Source organism: Citreicoccus inhibens, from assembly GCF_019039035.1.
Taxonomy (GTDB): domain Bacteria; phylum Myxococcota; class Myxococcia; order Myxococcales; family Myxococcaceae; genus Citreicoccus; species Citreicoccus inhibens.
The window spans coordinates 1-14498 of the sequence record NZ_JAHNZT010000013.1 but is presented as its reverse complement, the minus strand read 5'-3'; the positions used below and the strand labels follow the sequence as shown (position 1 = coordinate 14498).

General features: G+C 65.0%; 27 protein-coding genes. All 27 read right to left on the bottom strand.

Annotation, left to right across the window (positions count from 1 at the left end):
* Positions 1 to 36: 36 nt before the first annotated feature.
* Positions 37 to 474 carry a 30S ribosomal protein S11 gene (gene rpsK / locus KRR26_RS17280; protein ID WP_120209994.1) on the bottom strand — a complete coding sequence of 146 codons (438 nt, stop codon included), beginning with the start codon at positions 472 to 474 and terminating at the stop codon, positions 37 to 39.
* Positions 475 to 539: 65 nt separating this feature from the next.
* A complete protein-coding gene (gene rpsM, locus KRR26_RS17275; protein WP_120209995.1) occupies positions 540 to 923 on the bottom strand; it encodes a 30S ribosomal protein S13 in 384 nt (127 codons plus the stop codon).
* A 55-nt stretch (positions 924 to 978) separates the two neighbouring features.
* Entirely contained in the window at positions 979 to 1095 is a 117-nt protein-coding gene (rpmJ, locus tag KRR26_RS17270) for a 50S ribosomal protein L36 (RefSeq protein ID WP_002633586.1), read from the bottom strand.
* A 74-nt stretch (positions 1096 to 1169) separates the two neighbouring features.
* Entirely contained in the window at positions 1170 to 1388 is a 219-nt protein-coding gene (gene infA / locus KRR26_RS17265) for a translation initiation factor IF-1 (protein WP_002614803.1), read from the bottom strand.
* Between the two features lie 465 nt (positions 1389 to 1853).
* Complete coding sequence (locus KRR26_RS17260) at positions 1854 to 2501, bottom strand: adenylate kinase (protein WP_217080337.1); 648 nt, start codon at positions 2499 to 2501, stop codon at positions 1854 to 1856.
* Between the two features lie 159 nt (positions 2502 to 2660).
* Entirely contained in the window at positions 2661 to 4007 is a 1347-nt protein-coding gene (gene secY / locus KRR26_RS17255; protein ID WP_120210028.1) for a preprotein translocase subunit SecY, read from the bottom strand.
* Positions 4008 to 4138: 131 nt separating this feature from the next.
* Positions 4139 to 4666, bottom strand: a complete 528-nt coding sequence (gene rplO / locus KRR26_RS17250; RefSeq protein WP_120209997.1) for a 50S ribosomal protein L15 — start codon at positions 4664 to 4666, stop codon at positions 4139 to 4141.
* An 18-nt stretch (positions 4667 to 4684) separates the two neighbouring features.
* A complete protein-coding gene (rpmD, locus tag KRR26_RS17245) occupies positions 4685 to 4954 on the bottom strand; it encodes a 50S ribosomal protein L30 (protein ID WP_120209998.1) in 270 nt (89 codons plus the stop codon).
* Positions 4955 to 4956: 2 nt separating this feature from the next.
* Positions 4957 to 5478, bottom strand: a complete 522-nt coding sequence (gene rpsE / locus KRR26_RS17240; protein ID WP_120209999.1) for a 30S ribosomal protein S5 — start codon at positions 5476 to 5478, stop codon at positions 4957 to 4959.
* Positions 5479 to 5500: 22 nt separating this feature from the next.
* Complete coding sequence (gene rplR / locus KRR26_RS17235; protein WP_120210000.1) at positions 5501 to 5854, bottom strand: 50S ribosomal protein L18; 354 nt, start codon at positions 5852 to 5854, stop codon at positions 5501 to 5503.
* Between the two features lie 111 nt (positions 5855 to 5965).
* Complete coding sequence (gene rplF, locus KRR26_RS17230) at positions 5966 to 6532, bottom strand: 50S ribosomal protein L6 (protein ID WP_120210001.1); 567 nt, start codon at positions 6530 to 6532, stop codon at positions 5966 to 5968.
* 64 nt (positions 6533 to 6596) lie between these two features.
* On the bottom strand, positions 6597 to 6995 hold the full coding sequence (gene rpsH, locus KRR26_RS17225; protein WP_120210002.1) for a 30S ribosomal protein S8: 399 nt from the start codon (positions 6993 to 6995) through the stop codon (positions 6597 to 6599).
* Positions 6996 to 7182: 187 nt separating this feature from the next.
* Entirely contained in the window at positions 7183 to 7368 is a 186-nt protein-coding gene (locus KRR26_RS17220) for a type Z 30S ribosomal protein S14 (protein ID WP_120210003.1), read from the bottom strand.
* A gap of 16 nt (positions 7369 to 7384) precedes the next feature.
* Positions 7385 to 8032, bottom strand: a complete 648-nt coding sequence (gene rplE / locus KRR26_RS17215) for a 50S ribosomal protein L5 (RefSeq protein ID WP_120210004.1) — start codon at positions 8030 to 8032, stop codon at positions 7385 to 7387.
* 174 nt (positions 8033 to 8206) lie between these two features.
* Positions 8207 to 8536: a 50S ribosomal protein L24 gene (rplX, locus tag KRR26_RS17210; RefSeq protein WP_120210005.1), complete on the bottom strand. Its 330-nt coding sequence runs from the start codon at positions 8534 to 8536 to the stop codon at positions 8207 to 8209.
* 44 nt (positions 8537 to 8580) lie between these two features.
* Entirely contained in the window at positions 8581 to 8949 is a 369-nt protein-coding gene (rplN, locus tag KRR26_RS17205; protein ID WP_120210006.1) for a 50S ribosomal protein L14, read from the bottom strand.
* 61 nt (positions 8950 to 9010) lie between these two features.
* Positions 9011 to 9337 carry a 30S ribosomal protein S17 gene (gene rpsQ, locus KRR26_RS17200; protein WP_199723932.1) on the bottom strand — a complete coding sequence of 109 codons (327 nt, stop codon included), beginning with the start codon at positions 9335 to 9337 and terminating at the stop codon, positions 9011 to 9013.
* Between the two features lie 81 nt (positions 9338 to 9418).
* The gene (gene rpmC / locus KRR26_RS17195) at positions 9419 to 9625 is read right to left on the bottom strand and encodes a 50S ribosomal protein L29 (protein WP_120210008.1); all 207 of its coding nucleotides are present in this window, start codon (positions 9623 to 9625) and stop codon (positions 9419 to 9421) included.
* Between the two features lie 66 nt (positions 9626 to 9691).
* On the bottom strand, positions 9692 to 10111 hold the full coding sequence (gene rplP / locus KRR26_RS17190; protein WP_120210009.1) for a 50S ribosomal protein L16: 420 nt from the start codon (positions 10109 to 10111) through the stop codon (positions 9692 to 9694).
* A gap of 63 nt (positions 10112 to 10174) precedes the next feature.
* Positions 10175 to 10837 carry a 30S ribosomal protein S3 gene (gene rpsC, locus KRR26_RS17185; protein ID WP_120210010.1) on the bottom strand — a complete coding sequence of 221 codons (663 nt, stop codon included), beginning with the start codon at positions 10835 to 10837 and terminating at the stop codon, positions 10175 to 10177.
* Positions 10838 to 10879: 42 nt separating this feature from the next.
* Positions 10880 to 11224 (bottom strand): 50S ribosomal protein L22, encoded by a 345-nt coding sequence (gene rplV / locus KRR26_RS17180; protein ID WP_120210011.1) that lies wholly within the window; start codon positions 11222 to 11224, stop codon positions 10880 to 10882.
* 34 nt (positions 11225 to 11258) lie between these two features.
* Complete coding sequence (rpsS, locus tag KRR26_RS17175) at positions 11259 to 11546, bottom strand: 30S ribosomal protein S19 (protein ID WP_120210012.1); 288 nt, start codon at positions 11544 to 11546, stop codon at positions 11259 to 11261.
* Positions 11547 to 11560: 14 nt separating this feature from the next.
* Positions 11561 to 12406: a 50S ribosomal protein L2 gene (rplB, locus tag KRR26_RS17170; RefSeq protein ID WP_120210013.1), complete on the bottom strand. Its 846-nt coding sequence runs from the start codon at positions 12404 to 12406 to the stop codon at positions 11561 to 11563.
* Positions 12407 to 12446: 40 nt separating this feature from the next.
* A complete protein-coding gene (locus KRR26_RS17165; protein ID WP_120210014.1) occupies positions 12447 to 12740 on the bottom strand; it encodes a 50S ribosomal protein L23 in 294 nt (97 codons plus the stop codon).
* Positions 12737 to 13360: a 50S ribosomal protein L4 gene (rplD, locus tag KRR26_RS17160; RefSeq protein WP_120210015.1), complete on the bottom strand. Its 624-nt coding sequence runs from the start codon at positions 13358 to 13360 to the stop codon at positions 12737 to 12739. Before rplD ends, KRR26_RS17165 begins: the two co-directional genes overlap by 4 nt.
* Before the next feature lie 52 nt (positions 13361 to 13412).
* The gene (gene rpsJ, locus KRR26_RS17155; protein ID WP_002633608.1) at positions 13413 to 13721 is read right to left on the bottom strand and encodes a 30S ribosomal protein S10; all 309 of its coding nucleotides are present in this window, start codon (positions 13719 to 13721) and stop codon (positions 13413 to 13415) included.
* Positions 13722 to 13917: 196 nt separating this feature from the next.
* The coding region (locus KRR26_RS17150) for an EF-Tu C-terminal domain-related protein (RefSeq protein ID WP_268905851.1) at positions 13918 to 14498 on the bottom strand (581 nt) is incomplete at its 5' end.

Genomic DNA, 14498 nt, shown 5'->3' with positions numbered 1-14498 from the left:
CCGCCCCGCCTGGCGCGAGGACGGCCCGAACGGGTTTTAGACGCGGCGGCGCTTGGGCTGGCGGCACCCGTTGTGCGGAATGGGCGTCACGTCGCGGATGAGGTTGATCTTCAGACCGGCGGCGGCCAGCGCACGCAGCGCCGACTCACGGCCCGCGCCCGGGCCCTTCACGAACACGGACACGTTCTTCAGGCCGTGCTCCATCGCCTTCGCCGCGGCATCGCCAGCGGCCACCTGCGCCGCGAACGGGGTGGACTTGCGGCTTCCCTTGAAGCCACGCGCCCCGGCCGACGACCAGGAGATCACGTTTCCGGACACGTCCGTGATCGTGATGATGGTGTTGTTGAACGTGGACTGGATGTGGACCACGCCGTTCAGAATGCTCTTCTTGCCCTTGCGCTTGGCCTTCTTCGCCGCAGGGGCATCGCCCTCGGCACCCGCCGGCGCCGCGGCGGTATTGGTCTCGTCAGCCATGTGAATTGCTGCTCCTGGGAGTAGGTGATCGACGCCTGGCCCTCACGGGTCCAGGCGCAAGCGGGTTACCGAGCCGGAGCGGCCGGCTTCGCGCGAACGATGCCACGCTTCGGACCCTTGCGGGTGCGCGCGTTGGTGTGGGTCCGCTGGCCACGAACGGGCAGGCCCTTGCGGTGACGCAGGCCCCGGTAGCAGCCCAGGTCCATCAGCCGCTTGATGTTCATGGTCACCTCACGCCGGAGGTCACCCTCGACCTTGTAGTTCGCCTCGATCAGCTCGCGGATCTTGCGAGTCTGGTCCTCGGTGAGGTCCTTGGTCCGGGTGGCGAGATCGATGCCCGCCGCCTCAATGATCTTGTGCGCGGTCGTGTTGCCGATCCCGTAGATGTACTGGAGCGAGATCACCGCACGCTTGTTGGGCGGCAGGTCGATGCCGGCGATACGAGCCATCTTCGGTCTTCCTTACTTGATTGGAGTTGGTCTGAGGCAGAGGCCTGACTGGCCGCTAGCCCTGGCGCTGCTTGTGCCGCGGGTTGGAGGCGCAGATGACACGCACAATACCCTTGCGGCGGACAACCTTGCACTTGTCGCAGATCTTCTTGACGGACGCCCGAACCTTCATGGGAGCGAACTTCCTTCCTTCAGCAGAGAAAAGCCCAGAGAAGCCACCGCGCTCCAGAGAGCGTGTGACTCCGACTACTTCGCCCGGTACGTGATCCGCCCGCGCGTCAGGTCGTACGGAGACAACTCGACCTTCACCTTGTCACCCGGGAGGATCCGGATGAAGTGCATCCGCATCTTGCCCGAGATGTGCGCGAGCACCTTGTGGCCGTTGTCCAGCACCACTCGGAACATCGCATTCGGCAGGGGCTCCATTACGGTCCCCTCGACTTCGATGGAATCATCCTTCGGCAAGCGTCACACCCTCTTCGGACCACGAACCTCTGGAAGCGCGGCGGGATAGCACCTTGGTCCGTAAGTAGCAAGCACCGCGCGTAGAAAAACCGGATTCCTCCCAACACCGCCCCCTTGCCCCCTATTTCACCCCGAGTCAGAGCGACTTCGACCGCGTCGGGTGAGGCCATCCAGTCCCTGATTGTCACCTCCGGAGAGTGTGCCCGAAGCAGGTGAGAAACCTCCCGCCCCCCGGCACCATCCTCCGTCCTTCCTCAGCTCACCAAGCCGGGCGAGCCCTCGTACGCAAGGCTCAGCCGCTGCCCTATTCCACGCCGAACCTCTGGATCAGAACCAGGACGTCCACGGTTGGGAGAACCCAGCAACCTCCCGTGCGTGAGCGGCCATTGGTCCAGAACCTCACAGACGGGCCACGGGGCTCGGGAACGAAGCGGGAAGGAACCACAGCCCCATTCCGCTCACCCCTCAGGGCTTCCGGGCCGCGGCCTTGATCTCTTCGTAGATTCCTTCGGGAGAACCCACGCCGTCCACAGTCTTCAGCAGGCCCTTGCCCGCATAGAAGTGCTTCAATGGCGCGGTCTCTGTGTCGTACTTCTGGAGCCGCTTCTCCACGACCTCTGGCATGTCATCCGGGCGCTGAACGAGCGCGGCTCCGCACTTGTCGCAGTACCCCGCCCGCGTCGGAGGGCTCTGCGTCACGTGGTAGACGGAGCCGTCGTTCGGGCACACCCGCCGCCCCGAGCCACGCTCAATGAGCTTCGCGTGCGGCACCTCGAGCGAGATGACCGCATCCAGCTTCTTGCCCAAGCGCGCCAACATCCGGTCCAGGGCATCGGCCTGGCCCGGCGTCCGCGGAAAGCCATCCAGGACAAAGCCCTGGGCGACATCTGGCTCCTTCAGGCGCTCCTCGACGATTCCAATGACGACCTCATCCGGCACGTACTGCCCGGACGCCATCAGCGGCCCGGCCACCTTCCCGAGCTCGGTCCCGTCCTTGACCGCCTTGCGGAGGATGTCCCCGGTGGAGATCTGCGGGATGTGGAAGTCCGCGTAGAGCTTCTTCGCCTGGGTACCCTTCCCCGCGTTCGGCGGTCCCAACAGGATCAGGTTCATGTCGCTCCTCTCAACTGCGAAGCTCGTCCGAAGGAAGGCATGGAAGTTCGTGGCGACCAAAGCCTCGAACGCCCCCCATGGTCAGCAAAGTCTATCCCTGAACGACGAGGCGCCCCTCCCCACCACGGGGAGAGGCGCCCGGAACGCATCTGCACTCTATCAGGCCGCCACGCGCACCCGGCCGCGGATCTTCGGACCGCGAGGACCGGCGAAGCCTTCGTAGTTGCGGCTGATGAGGTGACCCTCGATCTGCTGCACCGTGTCCAGCGCCACGCCCACCACGATGAGGAGGGCCGTGCCGCCGAAGGTGAAACGCACCCCCAGCAGGCTGCTGATGACCGACGGAATCACACAGATCAGCGCCAGGTACACCGCGCCGCCGAACGTCAGGCGGTTCAGCACGCGCTCGATGAACTCCGCCGTCTGGCGGCCCGGACGGATGCCAGGAATGTACCCGCCCTGCTTCTTGATGTTGTCCGCAACGTCGTCCGGGCGGAACGTCAGCGCCGTGTAGAAGTACGAGAAGAAGATGACCATCAGGACGAAGAGCCCGTTGTAGATCCACAGGTTCGACTCGATGGCCCGCTGGAAGCCCTGGAGGAACGGGAACCACGTCCCCAGCGTGGCGGGGAACGACAGCACCGCGCCTGCGAAGATGGGCGGGATGACGCCCGAGCTGTTCACCTTCATCGGGAAGTACGTGGCCTGCCCCGCGAACATCCGGCGGCCCGCCATGCGCTTGGCGTACTGGATGGGAATCCGCCGCATGCCCCGCTCGACGTAGACCACGATGCCGATGATGAGGAGCATGAACGCCAGCAGGCCGACGACTGCCGCGGCGTTGATGACCTCCTGGGTGGTCAGGTCGAGCAGCGTCTTGGCCCCTGGCACCATGCGCGCCACGATACCGGCAAAGATGATGAGCGAGATGCCGTTGCCGATGCCGCGCTCGGTGATGCGCTCGCCCAGCCACATGATGAAGGCGGTTCCAGCCGTGAGGCTCACCACCGTCATGAACGTGAACCAGACGTTGTCGTTGGGAACCACGACCTGGTTGAATCCGCCCTGCCCCGCATCCGAGCGCCCCAGGGAGGCCAGCCAACGCGAGATGCCGATGCCCTGGACGACCGACAACACGATGGAGCCGTAGCGCGTGTACTGATTGATCTTCTGGCGACCGGCCGCGCCTTCCTTCTGCATCCGTTCCAGGCTCGGCACCACCACGGCGAGCAACTGGATGATGATGGAGGCGCTGACGTACGGCATGATGCCCAGACCGAAGATGGACATCTGCTCCAGCGCGCCGCCGGAGAAGAGGTTGAACAGCGAAACCAGACCGCCCGATTGTTTCTGGGCGTTCATGAACGCGTTCATCGCAGCGCGGTCGACGCCCGGCGTGTTGATGAAGATGCCGATGCGATAGACGGCCAGCAGCGCGAGCGTGTACGCGAGCCGGCTGCGGAGCTCCGCGATGCGGAAGACGTTGGCGAAGGCGTTCAGAGCCACGGGGAAGCCATCCTCTTCAAGAGGTTCTGCCAGGAACAACAAGCGCCCCTCTCCATTTCCGGAAAGGGGCGCGAAAGCCTACACAAGGCGGGAGGCGTGCACCACCCTGGAGTGATGCCCGCCTCGCATGCTCAGGCCTGGGGCTGCCGAGGAGCCTTCACGCCCTTACCGGCGTGAGCCTTCGCGGCCGCTTCAGGCTTGTGGGCCATCAGCGGAAGCTCGGTGACCGAGCCGCCAGCCTTCTCCACCGCCTCGCGCGCTGCCGCGGAGGCCTTGTGCACGGTCACGGACACCTTCTTGGTCAGGTCGCCCTGAGCCAGAAGCTTGATGCCGTCGTAGCGGCCCTTCACCAGGCCCGCCTTCTTCAGCGCGTCCGCATCCACCGTCGCGCCCGCGGCGAAGGCCGACTCCAGGTCCGCTAGGTTCACCACCGCGTAGGTGGTGCGGTTGGGCGGATTGAAGCCGAACTTCGGAAGCCGACGCTGCAGAGGGCTCTGACCACCTTCGAAACCCTCGAACCGCATGTTACCGCTGCGGGCCTTCTGGCCCTTGCCACCGCGACCGGCCGTCTTGCCGAGGCCGCTACCCTGGCCGCGACCGACGCGCTTCTTGCGGTGCCACGACCCCTGGGGCCGCTTCAAACCGTTCAGAGTGCTCATTGTCTGGATCCTCGTTCCTCAGGCCTTCGCCTGCGCCTCGTTACGCGCGCGGGCCCGGTCCCGGGCAACGATCTTCCGCGCCTTGCGGCGCTTGGGCGCCGGGGCCTCCTGGCTGACCTTCTCCAGGCTGACCAGGTGCTTGACCTTGAACACCATGCCGCGATTCGCCGGGGTGTCCTTGAGCAGTCGCTCCTCGCCGAACTTCTTCAGACCCAGGCCACGGATGGTGGCCAGCATGTCCTCGGAAGCGCCAGCGAAGCTCTTCGTCAACTTGACCTTGATCGCCATGACTAGCCTCTCGCCTCGCCCGCGAGCTTCTGCGGCTCGACATCCTTACCGCGGAGCCGAGAGACCTGCTCGGCGCTGCGCAGCTGCTTCAGACCCGCAACCGTGGCCTTCAGCACGTTGTGGGGATTCCGGGAACCCTGGCTCTTGGTCAGGATGTTCCGGATGCCCGCCGCCTCCAGCACGGCGCGAACCGCACCACCGGCGATAACGCCCGTACCCTCGCTGGCCGGCTTCAGAAGCACCCAACCGGCGCCGAAGTGACCAAGCACCTCATGCGGGATGGTGTGCCCCATCCGCGGCACGCGGAAGAGGTTCTTCTTGGCGTTCTCGCCGCCCTTGCGAATGGCTTCGGGGACTTCGTTGGCCTTGCCCAGGCCCACGCCGACGTGACCGTTGCCATCCCCCACCACCACCAGCGCGGCGAACGAGAAACGGCGGCCACCCTTCACCACCTTGGCCACGCGGTTGATGTTCACCACGCGGTCGGTCAGGTCCAGATCGTTCGGATTGATCGGAGTTGCCACTTGGGGGATTCCTTTCGAAAACCTAGAACTTCAGCCCGGCCTCGCGCGCGGCGTCAGCCACGGCAGCGATGCGCCCATGGTAGGGGAAGCCGTTGCGGTCAAACACCACCGCCTCGACATTGGCCGCCTTGCACTTCTCGGCGATGAGCGAGCCCACGCGCTTGGCGTCCGCCTTCTTGTCGCCCTCGTCCTTGCCCTTCAGCTCCTTGGACAGCGACGAGGCGAATGCCAGCGTGCGCCCGGTGGAGTCATCCACCACCTGCGCGTAGATGTGCTTGAGGCTCTTGTAGACAGTAAGCCGCGGCCGCTCGGTGGTACCCGAGAGCTTCTTGCGGATGCGGTTCTTCCTCTTGATGCGCGGATCGACCTTCGACATGGCAGCTTCCTTTTCCTTCCGGCGGCGATGCGGCCTTCCGCCGCCGGATGATTCCGCCAGGTCTCACGGCCCAGCGGGGTTGGATATTGGGGACAGACGACGACACGACGATTAGGTCGTACCGGTCTTGCCCTCCTTGCGACGGATGCGCTCCTCCGCGTACTTGATGCCCTTCCCCTTGTACGGCTCGGGCGGGCGCAGGGAGCGGATGTTCACGGCGGTGGCGCCAAGCGCCTCCTTGTCAGCGGACCGCAGCGTCAGACCCACCGTCGGGAGGCTGTCCTCGGTGCGCGAGGCCTTGTCGACCTCGGCCGTGACGCCCTCCGGCAGGTTGAACACCACCGGGTGCGAGTATCCGAGCGCGAAGTGAATCGCCTTGCCCTTGACCTCGGCGCGGAAACCAACGCCGCGGATGTCCAGGCGCCGCTCGAAGCCGACGGACACGCCCTTCGCGGCGTTCGCCAGGATGGTGCGCGTCAGACCGTGGAGGCTCCGCGCCGTGCGCGAGTCATCCTCGCGCTGCACGGTGACCTGCCCGTCCTTCACTTCCACCTTCACGTGGGCCGGCAGCTTGACCGACAGCTTGCCCTTGGGGCCCTCGAAGTTGACCTGCTCGCCCGCGACGACGGCCTTCGTCTTGTCGCCGAGCTTGATCGCCAGTTTTCCAATCCGACTCATGATTGCCTCGTGCTGTCGTCGCCCGGGGCGCGCTCCTCACAGAGCGCGGCTCCCAAGCCACTGGCTAGTAGACCGTGCAGAGCAGCTCGCCGCCGACCTTCTGCTTCCGGGCCTCTCCGTCCACCATGATGCCGCGCGACGTGGACAGGATGGAGATACCCAGGCCACCCAGCACCTGCGGAATCTCGCGCACCGTCACATAGCGGCGCAGGCCGGGCTTGGAGACGCGCTTGATGCCCGTGATGGCGGGGCTACGGTCCGGGCCGTACTTCAGCTGGACGGTGATCTCGCTCTGCGGAGCGATCTCGTGGATCGCGAACTCCCCGATGTAGCCCTCGTCCTTGAGGACCTTGATGATCTCGACCTTCAGCTTCGAGTGGGGGATGACGACCTTGTCGTGCCGCGCGCGGGACGCGTTGCGCAGGCGGGTCAGCATGTCGCCGACGGGATCATTAACCGGCATGAAAACCTTCCAAGCGGGCTCACTCAAGGAGACACCGCGTTCGCAATCTCCACGCCTGCCGGGCCCATCCCGGGGGTTCGCGAAGACTGCACCATCCAAATCCTTACGACGGCAGCGCGCCGTGAGGAGCGCTGCTCAGGAGCCCCTATCCCACCGAACGGGTGGGACAGGTAGCTCCAGGTTCCGGCTACCAGGACGACTTGGTCACGCCGGTGATCTCACCGCGCAGCGCACGGTGGCGCAGGCAAATACGGCACATCTGGAACTTGCGCAGGAACGCGCGCGGGCGGCCGCAGAGCGGGCAGCGGTTGTACTTGCGCACGGAGAACTTCGGCTTGCGCTTCGCCTGGGCAATCTTGGAGAGCTTGGCCATGGTCGCTTATCCTGGGCTACTGGCGGAACGGCATGCCGAAGTGACGCATCAGCGCCAACCCCTGCTCGTCATTGCCGGCGGTGGTGACGAAGCTGATGTTGAGCCCCTTCACCTTCTCGATCTGGTCGTAGTTGATTTCCGGGAAGATGATCTGCTCGCGGACGCCGAGCGTGTAGTTACCCTTCCCGTCGAAGGCCTTCGGGGACACACCCTTGAAGTCGCGAACGCGCGGCAGCGCGACGGAGATCAGGCGGTCCATGAACTCGTACATACGGTCGCCGCGCAGCGTGACGGCGCAGCCAATGGCCTGCCCCTGGCGCAGCTTGAAGTTCGCGATCGACTTGCGCGCGCGCGTCACGACCGGCTTCTGGCCCGTGATGGCAGCCAGCTGGTCCACCGCCGACTCCAGGATCTTGTTGTTGGCGAGTGCCTCGCCCAGACCCATGTTGACGACGATCTTCTCCAGCCGCGGAACCTGGTTGGGGTTGTTGAACCCCAGTTCCTTCATCAGCGCGGGGACGCCTTCCTTGCGGAAGCGGATCTTGAGCCGCGCCGGGCCGACCTTGAGGCCTTCCTCGATGTTCGCGGCGAAGCCGACCTTCTTGGCTTCTTCCTTCTTGCGACCCTTCTTTTCCTTCTTCTCGGCCTTCTTCTCTTCAGCCATCGTCCTGTCCTCTGCTTCGGAGCGCCGTCGTGGACCCAGCGCGTCCGATCAGTCCTTCATTGGAACCTGGAAACACCTGGCGACCCCACGTCTTCAGGTCGCCAAGCGCGCGCGCCCACCTGCCCCACCGGGTGGTGGGGCAAAGGGCGCGCATACATGCCCGAACCCGGACGCCTAGTCAATCAGGGCGTCGCAGTTCTTGCAGAACCGCTTCTGGGACTCGCCCTCGGTGCGGATACCCACACGCGTCGGCTTGTCACACTTCGCGCACACCACCTGGACATTCGACAGCGCGATGGTGCCCGGCTTCTCGATGATGCCACCCTCGGGGCTCTGCGGCGTCTTCTTCATGTGCCGCTTCACCAGGCGCAGGCCTTCCACCGTCACGCGGCCCGCGTCCCGGTCCACCTTCAGCACCTTGCCGCGCTTGCTGGCCGGGGTCTTCTCCGTGGCTTCCGAACCGGAAATGACCTGGACCGTATCGCCAACCTTCAGCTTCTGCATGGCTTCCTCGTCTCTCTGGCTGCTCGCCGTAATGCCGCGTCCTCTTAGAGGACCTCGGGCGCCAGCGAGATGATCTTCATGAACTTGCGGGCGCGGAGCTCGCGGGCAACCGGCCCGAAGATACGCGTGCCAATGGGCTCCATGTCCTTGTTGATGAGGACCGCGGAGTTGCCATCGAACTTGATGTAGCTGCCGTCCGCACGACCCACCTCGCGCTTGGTGCGAACGATGACGGCCTTCGCCACATCACCCTTCTTCACCTTCGAGTTGGGAAGCGCCTCGCGGATCGACACGACGATCACATCGCCAATGGACGCGTACTTGCGCTTGGAGCCGCCGAGCACCTTGATGCAGAACACCTTCTTGGCGCCCGAGTTGTCGGCCACGTCGAGCACGCTCGTCATCTGAATCATCTGAAGTCTCCTCTTGCTCGAGCCGGCCAGCGCGCCTCACGACACGCCGGCCAGGTGTGGCCTAGACGTTCTTGCTCTTCTCCAACACCTCAACCACGCGCCAACGCTTGTCCTTCGAAGCGGGCTTGGTCTCGGCGATGCGAACCCGGTCACCCTCGTTGATGGTGATCTTCTTCGGGTAGTCGTGGTCCTCGACGTGCGCCTTGTACTTCTCGCGCAGGCTCATGATCTTCCCGTACTTCGGGTGAGGCGCGCGGCGCTGGACGGTGACGACGACCGTCTTCTGCATCTTGTTGGAGGTGACGATCCCCACGCGCGTCTTGGGACGGCCACGGGAGGAAGTCTCGGGAGCGGGCGTTGCAGTTGCTTCAGCCATCTTGGGTCTCACTGTCTCTCATACACCCGGCCCCTCACGGACCGGATGGCCGCGCGCGCCCGGAGACCGGGCACACACGGATGCACTTCTTGACTACCCCGCCTTCGCGGCCCGGGCCTTCTCGCCCAGGACGGTGAGGATGCGGGCCAGATCGCGGCGGTGCGTCGTGCGCGCGGCCGGGCTGTCCAGCGAGCCGGTCCGACGCTTGAGCTGGTCCTGGAACAGCGTTTCACGCAGCTCTGCCGCGCGCCGCTTCAGGTCCTCCGCCGACAACTCCTTCAGTTCCTTCGCAGTCGCCATCTTCTGATCTCCTCGGCGCGGTCAGGCGCCCTCTCCTCGCGGAGCGGCGCCTACCGCGGTGCGTGACTACAGGCCCATCTCGCTGCGGCGCACGATCTTGGTCAGCACCGGCAGCTTCGCCTGCGCCAGCTTCAAGGCCCCAGTCGCGACCTCCGGCGTCATGCCCTCCATCTCGTAGAGCACGCGACCCGGCTTCACCACGGCCACGTAGTACTCCACGCCGCCCTTACCGGTACCCATTCGAGTCTCGGCCGGCTTCTTGGTGATGGGCTTGTCCGGGAAGATCCGGATCCAGATCTTGCCACCACGCTTCACGTGGCGCGTCATGGCGATACGGGCCGCCTCGATCTGCCGCGAGGTGATCCACCCCGGCTGCAGAGTCACAAGGCCGAACTCACCGTAGGTGAGATCGCTGCCGCGGTGAGCCGCGCCGAACATGCGGCCCTTCTGCATCTTGCGATATTTGGTACGAGCAGGCTGAAGCATCGTCGCTGTCCTTCGTGCCTCACGAGCGGAGCAGGTCTTGCGACCTACTCCGCGGAGGGCGTCTTACCGGTTGGTGGGCATGGGGGCCTGGCCACCCTTGCCCGGGAGGACCTCGCCCTTGCAGATCCAGACCTTGCAGCCAATCTTGCCGTAGGTCGTCTTGGCCTCAGCGAAGCCGTAGTCGATGTCGGCGCGGAGCGTGTGCAGGGGCACGCGACCCTCGCGGTACCACTCGTAGCGCGCCATCTCGGCGCCACCCAGGCGGCCCGAGCAGGCCACGCGGATGCCCTTGGCGCCGAACTTCATCGCCGTCTGCAGCGCCTTCTTCATGGCGCGGCGGAAGGCAATGCGACGCTCGAGCTGAGTGGCGATGTTCTCGGCCACGAGCTGCGCGTCCGTCTCGGCCTTGCGGACCTCGACGATGTTGAGGAAGACCTCGTTCTTCGTGAACTGCTGAAGGTCCTTCTTGACGGTCTCGATGCCCGCGCCCCGCTTGCCGATGACGATGCCCGGCCGAGCGGTGTGCACGTTCACCTTCACCTTGTTGGCCGCGCGCTCGATCTCCACCTTGGAGACACCCGCGTGGTTCAGCGACTTCTTCACGAACTCGCGGATGCGGATGTCTTCATGCAGCCACTGCGCGTAGTTCTTGTGCTCGAACCACTTGGAGTCCCAGGTCTTGATGACTCCGAGGCGGAACCCAATCGGATGAACTTTCTGTCCCAACGTGAATCTCCTTGAAGCGTCCGGGCGCGGCCCGAAAGGTTCCTACTTCTTGGCCTCGGCCAGCACCACATGGACGTGGGCGGACTTCTTCTTGATGGGCGTGGCGCGACCCATGGCGCGCGGCATGAACCGGCGCTGGGTGGGGCCCTGGTCCACGGAGATGGTCTTGACGTAGAGGGTGTCCACGTCCACCTGCCCCTTGGACTTGTCCGTGGCGTTCGCCACCGCGCTCTTGATGAGCTTCTCCACCGGGCGCGCCGCAGCGCGCTTGGTGAACTTCAGGATGCTCAGGGCAGCCTCGACGGGCTTGCCCCGGATGAGCTCCGCGACAGTGGAAATCTTGCGGGGGCTCATGCGCACGTTGCGCAGATGTGCAGTCGACTCCATGGTCATCTCCTCAGGCTCTCAGGCTGGTAGCGGGTTACTTGCCCGGGGCCTTGGCGACCTTCTTCTCGGCCGAGTGGCCGCCGAAGGTGCGCGTAGGGGCGAACTCGCCAAGCTTGTGGCCCACCATGTTCTCCGTCACGAACACCGGGATGAACTTCTTCCCGTTGTGCACGGCGAACGTGTGGCCCACGAACTCGGGGAGGATCGTGGAGCGCCGAGACCAGGTCTTCACGACCGACTTCTTGTTCGTCTTGATCATGTCCTCAATCTTCTTGAGGAGGTGATCGTCGACGAAGGGACCCTTCTTAATCGAACGAGCCATGTTTCAAAGTCCTCTTACTGGCTGCGCGCGCCCTGGCGGCGGCTGCTCACGATGAACTTGTCGGTGCGCTTGTTGGTGCGCGTGGTGAGGCCCTTCGTCTTCTTGCCCCACGGAGACACCGGGTGCGGGTTACCCTGGCCCGACTTACCCTCACCACCACCGTGCGGGTGATCGACAGGGTTCATCGCCAGACCGCGGACGGTGGGCCGGATGCCCAACCACCGGCTCTTACCCGCCTTACCGATGCGGATGATCTCATGCTCGATGTTGCCGACCTGGCCCACCGTGGCGCGGCACTCGATGAGCACCTTGCGAACGGCGCCCGAGGGCATGCGCACCTGGGCGTAGCGGTCTTCCTTGGCCATCAGCTGACCGGACGTGCCGGCCGAGCGGATGATCTGGGCGCCGCGACCCGGCTTCAGCTCCACGTTGTGCACGACGGTGCCCACGGGGATGTTCTGGAGCGGGAGGCTGTTGCCCGGTCGGATGTCGGCGTTCGCACCGGCGAACACGGTGTCGCCCACGCTCAGGCCCACCGGGGCCAGGATGTAGCGCTTCTCACCGTCCGCGTAGTGCAGCAGCGCGATGTTGGCGGTGCGGTTCGGGTCGTACTCGATGGCAACGACCTTGGCCGGCACGCCGTCCTTGTCACGACGCTTGAAGTCGATGACGCGGAAGCGGCGCTTGTGTCCACCGCCCTGGTGGCGGCGGGTGATGTGCCCGTGAACGTTGCGGCCACCCGAGCGCTTCAACGGCTCGGTCAGGCTCTTCTCGGGCGTGTCCTTGGTGATGTCCGCGAAATCGGACACCGTCATCAGACGGCGGGCGGCGCTGGTCGGCTTGTACTTCTTGATGCCCATGGTGTGTTCCTCGTCTCAGGCAGATCCGTCGCCAGTGGCGTCAGACCGCCCCTCCCTCGAAGAGCTCGATCTTGTCCCCCTCCTTGAGGGTGACGACCGCCTTCTTGAAGTTGGGGCGCTGGCCGATGCTCCTGCCGACCCGCTTCGTCTTGCCGCGCACGATGTTGGTGCGCACGCCCTCGACCGTGACCTTGAACAGCGCGGTCACAGCCCGAGCCACGTCGTGCTTCGTGGCCTTGCGGTCCACGATGAACGAGTACTGCCGAAACTTCTCGCGGGCCTTGTCCAGCTTCTCGGTGATGAGCGGGCCCCGGATGACGTCGTTGATGTTCATGACAGCGCCCCCTCGAGCGCCTTCGCGGCGGCAGAGGTGAGGACGAGGTGCGAGTGGCGCAGCACGGACTCGAGGTTCAGACCCTCGGGCGGCAGCACGTCGAACTTCGCCAGGTTGCGCACGCTGCGGTGCAGGTTGGTATTGCCCCGGTCATCGATGACCAGCGCGTTCTGGAGCTTCATGCGCTTGGTGAGCGCCTCGAAAGCCTGCTTCGACTTCGGGGCATCCAGCTTGAAGCCATCCAGGATGATGAGCTGCTTCTCCCGGGCCCGCAGGGACAGGACCGCGCGGAGCGCGCCCCGCCGAACCTTGCGCGGCGGCCGGTAGAAGTAATCACGGGCCTTGGGGGCCATCGCCTTACCGCCGCCCACCCAGTGGGAAGCGCGGATGGAGCCCTGACGAGCGCGGCCGGTGCCCTTCTGCTTCCAGGGCTTCTTGCCGCCGCCGCTGACCAGCGAGGTGTTCTTCACCCCGACCGTGCCCCGGCGCCGGTTGATCTGCTGCATCTTCGCCACCTCGTAGAAGAGGTGGGTGTTCGGCTCGGCGCCAAAGATCTCGTCGGAGAGCTCGATCTCCGAAATCTTCTTCAAATCCAGGTCGACTACGTCAAACTTCGCCATGGCACTTTCCTCGGGGGGTCGAAGTGAAACCACTCCGACGCCGCCCCGCTTCCTAGGACTTGATCTCGACGTCAACGCCGGCCGACAGATCCAGCTTCATGAGCGCGTCCAGCGTCTGCTGGGTAGGCTCGAGGATATCGAGCAGACGCTTGTGGGTGCGGATCTCGAACTGCTCGCGGCTCTTCTTGTCCACGTGCGGCGACCGCAGCACCGTGAACTTGTTGATGCGCGTCGGCAGGGGGATCGGACCGGCCACCTTGGCGCCCGTGCGCTTGGCCGTCTCGACGATCTCCCCAGCGCTCTGGTCCAGGAGCTTCGAGTCGTACGCCTTCAGCCGGATGCGGATCTTCTGTGTCGCCATTCGCAAAAACCTCTTTGAACAGCCTCTGTCTTGGGAGGCGGGGTACGACCGACAGCGCCTGGATGTCAGAGAGCCGTTTCTTCAGAACGGAGGGGCGCGGTGATTATCACCGCCCCCAGGGGTATGCAACTGGATTTCCACCGGCTCCCCGAAACCTCCGGCTTGGAGGCACCAGAGAGCCGGAGGGTGGGGGTCACTACGCGATGATTTCTGCGACGACGCCGGCGCCAACGGTGCGACCGCCCTCGCGGACGGCGAACCGCAGCTCCTTCTCCATCGCCACCGGGGTGATCAACTCCACCTCGATCGCGATGTTGTCGCCCGGCATCACCATTTCAACGTTGTCCGGCAGCTTCACCGCACCCGTCACGTCCGTGGTGCGGAAGTAGAACTGCGGACGGTAGCCCTTGAAGAACGGGGTGTGACGGCCACCCTCCTCCTTCGACAGCACGTAAATCTGGGCCTTGAACTTCGTGTGCGGCGTGATGCTCCCGGGCTTGGCCAGCACCTGGCCGCGCTCCACGTCCTCACGCTTCAGGCCACGCAGCAGCGCGCCGATGTTGTCTCCCGCGCGCCCCTCGTCCAGCAGCTTGCGGAACATCTCCACGCCCGTGATGACCGTCTTCTGCGTCGGACGGATGCCGACGATCTCCACTTCCTCGCCGACCTTGATGATTCCGCGCTCCACGCGGCCCGTGCACACCGTGCCGCGGCCGGCGATGGAGAACACGTCTTCCACCGGCATCAGGAAGGGCTTGTCCGTCGCGCGCTGCGGCG